Raw genomic sequence first — 10,301 nt, forward strand, 5'->3', positions numbered from 1 at the left:
AAGTTGCCCGGCGTGATGGCGTGTGACCGGGCTAAGGATTGGGGCGAGACAGAGCATCGGCACTGGCTGATGGGACACGTCCACCACGCTTCCATGCGCGAGTTCGCCGGGGTGACGGTGGAGAGTTTCAACACGCTGGCCGCCAAGGACGCCTATGCGGCGAATGGCGGTTGGCGGTCGGGTCGATCCATGCAGGCACTAGTGTTCCATAAGCTGCATGGCGAGGTGGCGCGCTCCAAGGTTCACGCGGCGATGTTCGCGGAGGCTGCATGAGCGAGGAATCTGAAGTCTTCCTGCGTGAAGGCGAGGCGTGGATCGAGGACGCCCCGGCGCTGTGTGCCCGCTACGGCGGCCTGTACGTCTACCGTCTGGAAGGCGGTGCCATGCTCATGGGAATTCCGGGCAAGGGCGAGGTATCCGTCGATTCTCTGCTGATGGGTGACGGCAAGCCCGAGATTGAGACATCCGGCGACGGCAAGGTCGCCACCATCAAGCCGGCCCCGCGCCGCGCAGACTGACGCGAGGAAGCGAATGGATACGCAGACGCTGATCGCGTTGGCTGCTGTGCTGGTGCCATCCATTGGCGTCATCCTGTCGTGGCTGTGGAAGCACTCCACCCGCCTGACTGCCGTCGAGGTGCGCTTAGACGGTGCTGAGGACAACGCGGTAGAGGATCGGCGCCGGGCGGAATCGTTCTACCAGGACATCAGGGCCTCGCTGATCCGCATCGAGGACAAGATCGACCGGAAGGCGGACAGGTGACCGCCTTCGACGACGCCTTCGCCCCGCTGATGGCGAATGAAGGCGGGTACGTGAACAACCCGGCTGACCCCGGTGGAGAAACCCGCTGGGGCGTCACTGCCCGCGTGGCCCGCCAGCACGGCTACACCGGCCCCATGCGCAACCTGCCGCTGAGCTTCGCTCGCGCTATCGCCAAGGCCGAGTATTGGGACAAGTACCAGCTGGACGAGATTCCCGCGCAGATCGCCTTCCAGGTGCTGGACGCTGCCTACAACGGCGGTCACCCGGCGCAATGGCTTCAGCGCGCGGTAGGCGTGGCAGAGGATGGGGTGATCGGCCCCGCCACTCTCGCTGCGGTGAAGGCCGCCGACCCGGACGACGTGTGCCTGCGGTTCGACGCCTACCGCCTGCAATACCTGACCGACCTTTCGACCTGGCCGACCTTCGGGCGCGGCTGGGCACGCCGCATTGCGGCAAACCTGCTGAGGGCAGCGCAATGAACGCACGACTGCGGCGGTTCTGGGCTGCTCTAAAGCCGTGGGTGATCCTGCGCCTGCGCCAGCCTTCGACCTACGCCGGTCTGGTGATGAAGGCCGCCGGCATCCTAGGGCTGGTCATCGACTCGGGCACCGTGGCGCATGTGTGCGACGCGCTGGCCGTGGTCGCGGGTGCTGCGCTGGTGGCGTGGGACCAGGCGCCGAAGCCCGACGACACCGACCAGGCGGGCGCGTGATGCTCGCCCGGCTGTGGCTCCGCGCCAAGGGTTGGGCGCTGGGCCTATGCCTGTTCCTGGGCGGCCTCGTGGTCGCCTGGGTGATGGGCCGCCAGAAGGGTAAGCAGGCCGGCGAGGCTGATGCCCAGGCCGCCCGCAACGACGCCGCCAACGCGCAGGCTCGCGCCGACCAACTGGAATCACGCCATGAAGTGGATGCCGAAGTCGCCAAGCTACCGGACGCGCCGGCTCAGGCTGTGGCTGATGCTCGCCCTGATACCGCTGCTGGCAAGTTGCAAGTCTGGATGCGTGACTAAACCCGATCCATGTGCCGGGTGGGAGCCGATCCTGCCCTCGCGCGCTGACGTACTGACCGATGGCACCGCCCGCCAGATCCTTGCTCACGATGAGCATGGGAGGGTGATCGGGTGCTGGAAGGAGAACTGAAATGATGTTCTGGCTGCTTGTGGTCGGCTTCGTGGCTCTGGCTATCGCCTACATCGACGCCAATGTGAAGCTCGCCTACGCGGAGCGCCGCCTGAGAGAGATGAAGGCAGAGCGCGAGGAGCAACGCACGCGAAACGTGGTGAACCTCATCCGCCGAAATGAAGGCCCGATCATTTCCCCAATGGGCATTGACTGGGCGAAGCGCCCCGATCGAGCACTCCTCTGACATGGAACGCGCCTTCCTGTTCCTCGGCATCCTGTGCTTGGTCATCCTCACCATCCTGCTGATCCTGTGGGACGGCAAGCCCCGCAAGGAGCCGGTTAGCCCGACTGTGCCGGCTGATTTGGAGTTGCCGCGTGAGTAGTTCTGAGGTGTGGATCGCTGGCCGGGTGCTCGCCGAAACGGATCGGGGGCAGGTATGGGACTTCCAGGGCGTGTTCCCTGATGAGGAGGGCGCCAAGAGGGCGTGCCGTGACTGGACGTACTTCATCGCTCCGATGCCATGGAACGTATCCCTACAGCACGAATCGATTCCAGAGCCTCGCGCCTACTTCCCCATCGCTCGACGTGAAGGTGATGAGTTGTGAACCCGATGCCCGGACTGTACGCCGAGTTGGCAAAAGCCCGCGCCTGTGTGGACGGCAAGACCTTCGCCGAGGCTGCGGAAGCCTTCAAGGACGTGGAGAGCGTGAAGGCGCGTATCCGCCACGCCCGGGCATCGTACCGACAGGAGAGGAACCATGGCCCGCAAGAACGCGCAGCCTGAAGCCCCGAACGAGCCGCACCCGGCCCTTGCCATCCTTGAGGAAATCGAGGCCAAGCTGAAGCACATGGGCGACGTGAACAAGCACGTTGCGGCATGGGTGAAGGCGAAGGTGGCCGAGGCGAAGTCGAAGCTCTGAAAAACATTCAAAGAAATCAAAGCCATGCGAGGCGGTAAACGACCTGGCGCCGGACGTAAGCCCGGGATCGCCAACAAGGCCAGTGCGGCGCGGGAGGCAGAGGTCAGGGCGGGCGGTATCACTCCGCTTGAGTTCCTGATCAAGACCATGCGCGACGACGGTCAGCCGATGAACATCCGGGTCGATTCGGCCAAGGCTGCCGCGCAGTACGTCCACCCGAAGCTGTCGGCGGTGACGCTATCCGGCGACCCGGAGAACCCTGTCGAGCAGCGAGTGACCCATGTCGACGAAAAGCAGGTCGACGCCGCTGTCGCCAAGCTCACCGGCGAGTATTGATCCGGCCGTCGAGCGGGCGGTCATCAAGTCGCTGTGCGAGCGGGACCACCTGTTCTTCACCCGGTACTTCTTCAAGCATCGGCAGGGCATCAAGTTCCGCGTCAACTGGCACCACCACCTGATCGCGGGTGTGGTCGAGGATGTGATCGCGGGGCGGCGTAAGAACGTGGTCATCAACGTGCCCCCGGGCTCGTCGAAGACCGAGATGGTGGCGGTGAACTTCATCGCTCGCGGGCTGGCGCTGAACCCGAGGGCGCGCTTCCTGCACATCAGCTACTCGGACGATCTGGCGCTGCTGAACTCGGAGACGGCCCGGGAAATCGTCCAGTCGGACGAGTATCAGGCGCTGTGGCCGCTGGCGATTGCCGACGACGCCAAGAGCAAGAAGCGCTGGAACATCATGCAGGACGGCAAGAAGGCGGGCGGCGTGTATGCCGTATCGCTGGGCGGCCAGATCACCGGCTTTCGTGCCGGCCACATGGCGGAGGGGTTTCAGGGCGCGATCATCATCGACGACCCGCTGAAGGTGGAGGACGCCTACAGCAAGACCAACCGCGACAAGGCAAACCGCAAGCTGCTGTCGACGGTCAAGAGCCGCAAGGCCAACCCCGACACGCCGATCATCGTCATCATGCAGCGGCTGGCCGAGGAAGACCCCACGGGGTTCATCCGCAATGGCGGGATGCCTGGGGATTGGGAGTTCATCGAGATTCCCGCCCTGATCGACCAGGACTACGTTGAGGCGCTGCCTGAGCGCTTCCGGGGCATGGTCGAGGCGAGCGAGAAGGACGAGGACGGGCGGTTCAGCTATTGGCCCTACAAGGAGCCGCTGGACGACCTGCTGGCGCTAGAGAAGGCCGACCGCTACGTCTTCAGCGGCCAGTACATGCAGCGCCCCAGCCCACTGGGTGGCGGCATCATCCGCAGCGGCAGCTTTGGGCGCTATGCGGTGCTGCCGGAGCTGCTGAAGCGGGTGATCTACGTCGACACGGCGCAGAAGACGAAGGAGCGCAACGACTACAGCGTCTTCGAGTGCTGGGGCCAGGGCAAGAACGGTCGCATCTACCTGATCGACCTGATCCGGGGGAAGTGGGAAGCGCCGGACCTGAAGCGCCAGGCCATCGACTTCTGGAACAAGCATCTGGCGTGGGGCGATATGCACTCCTGCGCGCTGGTGAAGATGTTAGTGGAGGACAAGGCCAGCGGTACCGGCCTGATCCAGGACATCCGGGCAAGCGGCGCGATCCCCATCGAGGGTATCGAACGCCATGTGGACAAGCTGACCCGCGTCATGGACGTGGTGAGCTACATCGACTCTGGCTACGTCTACATCCCCGAATCGGCGCCATGGGTAAGCGACTTCACCCGCGAGTGCGATGCCTTCACGGCGGACGACACGCACGCGCACGACGACCAGATTGACCCGATGGTCGACGCGATCAATGACCTACTCGGCAAGGGCCGGGTTCTCAACACCTGGGCGAAGCTGGGCCAATGAGCCGAAAGAACCGATCCAACCGGAGCCATAGCGCCCCGGCAAAGACGGCTGCGCCCGCTTCCGGCAAGGCGTGGAGCGTCGGCGACAGCTTCGCCAACTTCGAGGCGCGCGTCGGCTACGGGACGGGCAACCAGACCAGCTCGTCCGGGTACCAGTTCGACTTCATCAGTCGCAACCGTGTACTGCTCGAAGCGATGTATCGCTCAAGCTGGATCGTCGGCCAGGCGGTGGATGTTGTCGCCGAGGACATGACCCGGGCGGGCATCGACCACGAGGGCGAGGTTGACCCGGGCGACACGGCCAAGCTGGACCGCGAGTTTGAGCGGATGGGCCTGTGGGACCGCATCTGCGACACGGTGAAGTGGTCGCGCCTGTACGGTGGCGCGGTAGCCGTGATGCTGATCGACGGCCAGAACATGGCGACGCCTCTGCGTCCCGAGACGATCCGCCCGGGCCAGTTCAAGGGCCTGCTGGTGCTGGACCGCTGGCTGGTGCAGCCGACCTTGCAAGACCTGGTGCAGGACTTCGGCCCCGACTTCGGGATGCCCAAGTTCTACGACGTGGTTGCCGACTCGATGGCGCTGGTGCGTCAGCGCATCCACCACTCCCGGGTGCTGCGGCTCGATGGCGTTGACCTGCCCTACTGGCAGCGCATCAGCGAGAACCTGTGGGGGCAGTCGGTCATCGAGCGCCTGTTTGACCGCCTGATCGCGTTCGACAGCACGACGGCGGGTGCGGCGCAGCTTGTCTACAAGGCGCATCTGCGCACGTACAAGGTCGAGGGGCTGCGCGAGATCATCGCCACGGGCGGGCCGGCGTTCGAGGGCCTGCTGAAGCAAATCGACCTGATCCGTCGCACGCAGTCCAACGAGGGCATGACCCTCATGGATGCCAAGGACGAGTTCGAGGCCCACCAGTACACCTTCAGCGGCTTGGACAACGTCCTGTTGCAGTTCGGCCAGCAGCTTTCCGGCGCGCTGGGTATCCCGCTGGTGCGCCTGTTCGGTCAGTCGCCATCGGGTATGAACGCCACGGGCGAGTCGGACCTGAAGACGTACTACGACAACGTGAAGCAGCAGCAGGAGCGGCGGCTGTCTGGCCCGATCACCCGCCTGTTGCAGGTCATGTTCCCCTCGGTACTCGGCGGGCCGATGCCCGACGACTACAACTTCAGCTTCCGGCACCTGTTGCAGCTGTCGGAGGTCGAGCGGGCGGACGTGGCGGCCAAGAACACCGAGACGGTGCTGAGTGCCTACGACGCGGGGCTGATCTCGCAGCAGACGGCGCTCCAAGAGCTGCGCCAGTCGTCGGAGGTGACGGGCATCTGGTCGAACCTGACCGACGAGCTGATCAACGCCGCAGACGACGAATTGCCGGAGATCGGCGAGGTTGACCCCAATGCGCAAGGCACCGACCCGGGACAAACGGAAAATCCGCAGTCCAGTGAGGGCGCGCCGGGCTGAGACGCAGTTCACCGCGCAGCTGCGCAAGGTCGCGCGGCAGGTCGGGACGCTGATTAGCGCCTTCGACGTGATCGCCAACCCGGACACGGTTCCGACGCTGCGGACCATGCTGGACAAGTACGCCGAGGCGCTGGAGCCGTGGGCACGGGCCACCGTGACGCGGATGCTGGCCGAGGTGAACAACCGCGACGCCCGGATGTGGGCTGAGCAGGCGCAGGCGATGGGGATTGCGCTGCGCAAGGAGCTGCATGGGGCGCCCACGGGCCAGGCCATGCGCAAGCTCATGGAGGAACAGGTCACGCTCATCAAGTCCCTGCCCACCGAGGCCGGGAAGCGGGTGCATGAGCTGGTCATCAAGGGGCTGGAGGATTCGGTTCGCGCTGACGAGATCGCGCGGGAGATTCGACGCTCCGGCGAGGTGACGGAAAGCCGGGCCAAGCTGATCGCGCGGACGGAGGTGGCTCGATCCGCTTCCACGCTGACGCAGGCGCGGGCCGAGCATATCGGCAGCACGCAGTACGTGTGGCGCACCTCGGGCGACTCCGATGTTCGCCCAGGCCACAAGGCCATGAACGGAAAGGTCTGCGAGTGGGCGAACCCGCCCGCCGTGAATGAAAACGGCCGCGTGATGCACCACCACGCAGGAGCCATCTGGAATTGCCGGTGCTATTGCGAGCCGATCATCCCGGAGTGAGCTATGCGCGACGCGAGCGATTGGAAGAACGAGAGCGACCCAGACATTCGGCTGTACCTGTTCCGCCTGGATGAGTGGCGCAACCGCAGGCGACCGGCCCCGCCGTGCCCTGAGACACACCGCCGAGCAGTAGCCGCAGAGGAACGCATGGTGATGGATGGCACGTATGACCGCTGAGCGCCACTTCACCCGCGACTTCCAGGGCGTCTACACGACGGCCAAGCTGGGGAACAAGCAGAGCCTGACGCCCGAGGGCTTCCTGCTGTGCAAGGACGTGCCGATCGCCCGCACTGGCGACATGGTCTATGCCGCAGGCGAGGTGCCGCTCGAACCCCGCCCCGACGCACTGATCACCGTCAGCCGCACGCCCGAGGAAGTGTTCCGCCCCGAGACGATGGCGAGCTTCGAGGGCAAGCCCGTGACGCTGGGCCACCCGGACGAGTTCGTCGGCCCGGAGTCGTGGCAGCAGCTGTCCGTGGGCACCGTGTCCAACGTGCGGCGCGGCACGGGCATTGAGGATGACTACCTGTTCGCCGACCTGCTGATCACCAGTCAGGCGGCTATCGACGAGGTCCGCAACGGGCTTCGCGAAGTCTCGTGCGGCTATGAGGCCGATTACGAGCAGCTGGAGCCCGGCCGCGGGGTGCAGCGGAACATCGTGGGAAACCACGTCGCACTAGTCGAGCGTGGCCGATGCGGCCCGCGTTGCGCAATCGGAGACGAAGACACCATGACCAAGAAGACCGGCAACAAGGTGAAGGACGCGCTCGCTGCGCTGCTTCGCCGGGCATACAAGGCCAAGGATGCGTCCGAGCTGGAGGCCATCGAGAAGGAGGCCGAGGCGATGGACGAGGAAGCGGAGGAAGACAAGGACGAGGGCAAGGGCAAGACGGGCGACGCCGCCACGGCGGACGCGCTGGTCGCGATCAACAACACCCTCAAGGGGCTCGGTGACCGCCTGACCGCTCTGGAAACCCGCGACGCCAAGGCTTCCGACGATGACGAGGATGGCGACGACGACAAGAAGAAGACCGACGACGACGGCGACCTGACCGACCCCGAGGAAGCCGACAAGCTCGATCAGGCTGGCGTCGACCTCTACACCGGTGACGCGGCTGCCTCGATCCCCTCCCGTGCCGAGATTCTGGCCCCGGGCATCAAGCTGCCGACCATGGACGCCAAGGCCACCACCAAGGACCGCGCCCTCGCCCTGTGCAAGTGCCAGCGCCGCGCCTTGGACACGGCCTACAAGACCGAGGCCGGCAAGGCTGCAATTGACACCATCCTCGGCAACAAGACCCACGACTTCGCCAAGCTCGCCGCCCCGCTGGTGCACAGCACCTTCATGGCCGCGTCCGAGCTGGTGAAGGCCGCCAACAATGCCGGCGCCCGTGCGCAGGTTTCCACCCGCGACTTCGGTCGCCGCCCACCGACCCCGGCGGAACTGAACGAAATCAACCGCAAGCACTGGACCGCCCGGTCCTAACCACTGAGGAAAGAAACCATGTCGAATGTATTTCTGTACCGCATGCCGGGCGGCATCCCCGGTGACATCAGCCGCCAGTCGCAGGCCACCGTCGAGTCGGTCCAGCTGGATTCGGCCAATGCCTTTAGCGCCTATGGCCTGGTGGGCAAGGTCTCCAGCGGCAAGTTCGTCCCGTTCGCGGGTGGTGAGGCTGACGGTGCCGACTACGGCATCCTGGTCCGCCCGTACCCGACCGCCAGCTCGCAGGACGGCCTCGGCACGTCCACCCCGCCGACCAGCGGCATGGGCGACTGCCTGAAGCGCGGCTACATCACCGTGAAGCTCAACGCCGGTACCGCCGCGCTGAACGGCACGGTCTACGTGCGCGTGGCTACCCCGGGCTCCGGCAAGCCCATCGGCGGCTTCGAGGCGGCGGCGGACAGCACCAACACCATCGCCCTGTCCAAGGCCCGCTTCATGTCCGCTGCGGACGCCGACGGCAACGTCGAGATCGCCTACAACATCTGATCCCACCCACAAGCTGCCACGCAGAGAGCCGCCCATTGAGGCGGCTTTTTTGTGGGCGCGATTCGGAGAGAAACGCAATGAGCAACCTGATCCTCCCGCGCTCGGTTCGCCGGGCGTACACCCGCGACGGTCTGATGACCTTCGACGCGGCCACCATCGACTCCACCGGTACCTTCCTGATCGGCGAGCTGGAGCGGCTCGACCAGCGCCTGCACGAGCCGCTGGTTTCGGTCACCTGGTCCCGCGACATCGACCTGCGTTCGGATGTGTCCATCGCCGACGAGGTTTCCTCGTTCACCAACTCCACCTTCGCTGCGGCGGGCGGCAACTCCCCCAACGGCAAGGCGTGGATCGGCAAGGACGCGAGCGCGATCACCGGCCTGGCGCTGGACATCGGCAAGACCGCCAATCCGCTGACCCTGTGGGGCATGCAGATCGGCTGGACGATCCCGGAGCTGGAGTCGGCGCAGAAGCTGGGCCGCCCGGTCGACCAGCAGAAGTTCGCCGGCATGAACCTGAAGTACAACATGGACGTGGACGAGCAGGTCTACATCGGCGACACCGGTCTGGGCGTGTACGGCCTGGTCAATTCGCCGCTTGTGGATACCAGCAACGTTGCCAACGGCGCCAGCGCAAGCCCGCTGTGGTCCACCAAGACCCCGGACGAGATTCTGGCGGACGTGAACAGCGGTACCAACGCGGCATGGGCTGCCTCCGGCTATGCCGTGTGCCCGGATCGCCTGCTACTTCCCCCGGCCCAGTACAGCTACATCGTCAGCCAGAAGGTCAGCAGCGCGGGCAACATCTCCATCCTGGAGTTCCTGCGCATGAACAGCCTGAGCAACGCGATCAACGGTCGCCCGCTGGACATCCAGCCGCTCAAGTGGCTCACCGGGCGCGGCGCCGGCGGCACGAACCGCATGGTGTTCTACACCCGCGATGAGAACCGCGTCCGCTTCCCGCTGGTCCCGCTCCAGCGCACGCCGCTGGAATACCGCGATCTGCGCCAGCTCACGACCTACTTCGGTCGCCTGGGCGTGGTGGAGTTCGTGTATCCCGAAACCCTCGCCTATCGCGACGGCATCTAAGGAGTTGACATGAAGAGGATTCACGTCAAGGTACGCTTCCACCTGACCGACCAGAAGGGCGAGCGTCGGACTTTCGAGCCCGGTGTTCACCCTGTCGCCGACGATGTGGCAGAACACTGGTACGTCAAGGCACACTGTCTGACCGAAGACGAGCTGAAGGCCAAGGCCGAGGAAGAGGCGAAAGCCGAGGCTGAGGAAAAGGCTCGCCAAGCTGAAGCCGAGGCCAAGGCCAAGGCTGAGGAAAAGGCGATCAAGGAAGCCGAGGCCAAGGCCAAGGCTGACAAGAAGGGCTGACGATGGACGCTGCGCAGTTCCGTACCGACTTCCCCGAGTTTTCCGATACGACCAAGTACCCGGATTCGGCCATCACCATGTGGCTGACCGTGGCGGGGCTGTCCCTGCCGTCTGATCGGTGGGGGTCGCTGC

At 65.2% G+C, this 10,301-nt stretch carries 18 protein-coding genes; all 18 read left to right on the plus strand.

What is annotated here, in order from left to right:
- Positions 1–273: hypothetical protein (locus VFH59_RS09850; RefSeq protein WP_325164719.1), on the plus strand; the 273-nt coding region annotated here is incomplete at its 5' end.
- Positions 270–518 (plus strand): hypothetical protein, encoded by a 249-nt coding sequence (locus VFH59_RS09855; RefSeq protein WP_325164720.1) that lies wholly within the window; start codon positions 270–272, stop codon positions 516–518. The genes VFH59_RS09850 and VFH59_RS09855, both read left to right, overlap by 4 nt.
- 13 nt (positions 519–531) lie before the next feature.
- A complete protein-coding gene (locus VFH59_RS09860; protein WP_325164721.1) occupies positions 532–762 on the plus strand; it encodes a hypothetical protein in 231 nt (76 codons plus the stop codon).
- Complete coding sequence (locus tag VFH59_RS09865; protein ID WP_325164722.1) at positions 759–1,241, plus strand: glycoside hydrolase family 108 protein; 483 nt, start codon at positions 759–761, stop codon at positions 1,239–1,241. Before VFH59_RS09860 ends, VFH59_RS09865 begins: the two co-directional genes overlap by 4 nt.
- Positions 1,238–1,474: a hypothetical protein gene (locus VFH59_RS09870; RefSeq protein WP_325164723.1), complete on the plus strand. Its 237-nt coding sequence runs from the start codon at positions 1,238–1,240 to the stop codon at positions 1,472–1,474. The genes VFH59_RS09865 and VFH59_RS09870 overlap by 4 nt, the downstream gene beginning before the upstream one ends.
- Complete coding sequence (locus tag VFH59_RS09875) at positions 1,474–1,770, plus strand: hypothetical protein (protein ID WP_325164724.1); 297 nt, start codon at positions 1,474–1,476, stop codon at positions 1,768–1,770. The genes VFH59_RS09870 and VFH59_RS09875 overlap by 1 nt, the downstream gene beginning before the upstream one ends.
- A gap of 131 nt (positions 1,771–1,901) precedes the next feature.
- On the plus strand, positions 1,902–2,126 hold the full coding sequence (locus VFH59_RS09880) for a hypothetical protein (RefSeq protein ID WP_325164725.1): 225 nt from the start codon (positions 1,902–1,904) through the stop codon (positions 2,124–2,126).
- Between the two features lies 1 nt (position 2,127).
- A complete protein-coding gene (locus VFH59_RS09885; RefSeq protein ID WP_325164726.1) occupies positions 2,128–2,265 on the plus strand; it encodes a hypothetical protein in 138 nt (45 codons plus the stop codon).
- 376 nt (positions 2,266–2,641) lie between these two features.
- Positions 2,642–2,803 carry a hypothetical protein gene (locus VFH59_RS09890; protein ID WP_325164727.1) on the plus strand — a complete coding sequence of 54 codons (162 nt, stop codon included), beginning with the start codon at positions 2,642–2,644 and terminating at the stop codon, positions 2,801–2,803.
- 147 nt (positions 2,804–2,950) lie between these two features.
- On the plus strand, positions 2,951–3,139 hold the full coding sequence (locus VFH59_RS09895) for a hypothetical protein (RefSeq protein ID WP_325164728.1): 189 nt from the start codon (positions 2,951–2,953) through the stop codon (positions 3,137–3,139).
- A complete protein-coding gene (gene terL, locus VFH59_RS09900) occupies positions 3,084–4,637 on the plus strand; it encodes a phage terminase large subunit (RefSeq protein ID WP_325164729.1) in 1,554 nt (517 codons plus the stop codon). Before VFH59_RS09895 ends, terL begins: the two co-directional genes overlap by 56 nt.
- Complete coding sequence (locus VFH59_RS09905; RefSeq protein WP_325164730.1) at positions 4,634–6,100, plus strand: DUF1073 domain-containing protein; 1,467 nt, start codon at positions 4,634–4,636, stop codon at positions 6,098–6,100. Before terL ends, VFH59_RS09905 begins: the two co-directional genes overlap by 4 nt.
- Positions 6,036–6,794, plus strand: a complete 759-nt coding sequence (locus tag VFH59_RS09910) for a phage minor head protein (RefSeq protein WP_325164731.1) — start codon at positions 6,036–6,038, stop codon at positions 6,792–6,794. Before VFH59_RS09905 ends, VFH59_RS09910 begins: the two co-directional genes overlap by 65 nt.
- A gap of 166 nt (positions 6,795–6,960) precedes the next feature.
- Positions 6,961–8,280: a DUF2213 domain-containing protein gene (locus VFH59_RS09915; protein WP_325164732.1), complete on the plus strand. Its 1,320-nt coding sequence runs from the start codon at positions 6,961–6,963 to the stop codon at positions 8,278–8,280.
- Between the two features lie 18 nt (positions 8,281–8,298).
- Positions 8,299–8,787, plus strand: coding sequence for a structural cement protein Gp24 (locus tag VFH59_RS09920; RefSeq protein ID WP_325164733.1), 489 nt, complete (start codon positions 8,299–8,301; stop codon positions 8,785–8,787).
- A gap of 77 nt (positions 8,788–8,864) precedes the next feature.
- Complete coding sequence (locus VFH59_RS09925; protein WP_325164734.1) at positions 8,865–9,875, plus strand: DUF2184 domain-containing protein; 1,011 nt, start codon at positions 8,865–8,867, stop codon at positions 9,873–9,875.
- 9 nt (positions 9,876–9,884) lie between these two features.
- A complete protein-coding gene (locus VFH59_RS09930) occupies positions 9,885–10,169 on the plus strand; it encodes an STY1053 family phage-associated protein (RefSeq protein WP_325164735.1) in 285 nt (94 codons plus the stop codon).
- Between the two features lie 2 nt (positions 10,170–10,171).
- A partial coding sequence (locus VFH59_RS18495) for a DUF4054 domain-containing protein (protein WP_414655874.1) occupies positions 10,172–10,301 on the plus strand: 130 nt, incomplete at its 3' end.

This window comes from Frateuria sp. (assembly GCF_035695185.1).
Taxonomy (GTDB): Bacteria; Pseudomonadota; Gammaproteobacteria; order Xanthomonadales; family Rhodanobacteraceae; genus Frateuria_A.

Bases quoted from the DNA above. Each gene is read 5' to 3' on its own strand.
- VFH59_RS09855 (WP_325164720.1), top strand. From the start codon at position 270: ATGAGCGAGGAATCTGAAGTCTTCCTGCGTGAAGGCGAGGCGTGGATC.
- VFH59_RS09860 (WP_325164721.1), top strand. From the start codon at position 532: ATGGATACGCAGACGCTGATCGCGTTGGCTGCTGTGCTGGTGCCATCC.
- VFH59_RS09870 (WP_325164723.1), top strand. From the start codon at position 1,238: ATGAACGCACGACTGCGGCGGTTCTGGGCTGCTCTAAAGCCGTGGGTG.
- VFH59_RS09875 (WP_325164724.1), top strand. From the start codon at position 1,474: ATGCTCGCCCGGCTGTGGCTCCGCGCCAAGGGTTGGGCGCTGGGCCTA.
- VFH59_RS09880 (WP_325164725.1), top strand. From the start codon at position 1,902: ATGATGTTCTGGCTGCTTGTGGTCGGCTTCGTGGCTCTGGCTATCGCC.
- VFH59_RS09885 (WP_325164726.1), top strand. From the start codon at position 2,128: ATGGAACGCGCCTTCCTGTTCCTCGGCATCCTGTGCTTGGTCATCCTC.
- VFH59_RS09890 (WP_325164727.1), top strand. From the start codon at position 2,642: ATGGCCCGCAAGAACGCGCAGCCTGAAGCCCCGAACGAGCCGCACCCG.
- VFH59_RS09895 (WP_325164728.1), top strand. From the start codon at position 2,951: ATGCGCGACGACGGTCAGCCGATGAACATCCGGGTCGATTCGGCCAAG.
- terL (WP_325164729.1), top strand. From the start codon at position 3,084: ATGTCGACGAAAAGCAGGTCGACGCCGCTGTCGCCAAGCTCACCGGCG.
- VFH59_RS09905 (WP_325164730.1), top strand. From the start codon at position 4,634: ATGAGCCGAAAGAACCGATCCAACCGGAGCCATAGCGCCCCGGCAAAG.
- VFH59_RS09910 (WP_325164731.1), top strand. From the start codon at position 6,036: ATGCGCAAGGCACCGACCCGGGACAAACGGAAAATCCGCAGTCCAGTG.
- VFH59_RS09915 (WP_325164732.1), top strand. From the start codon at position 6,961: ATGACCGCTGAGCGCCACTTCACCCGCGACTTCCAGGGCGTCTACACG.
- VFH59_RS09920 (WP_325164733.1), top strand. From the start codon at position 8,299: ATGTCGAATGTATTTCTGTACCGCATGCCGGGCGGCATCCCCGGTGAC.
- VFH59_RS09925 (WP_325164734.1), top strand. From the start codon at position 8,865: ATGAGCAACCTGATCCTCCCGCGCTCGGTTCGCCGGGCGTACACCCGC.
- VFH59_RS09930 (WP_325164735.1), top strand. From the start codon at position 9,885: ATGAAGAGGATTCACGTCAAGGTACGCTTCCACCTGACCGACCAGAAG.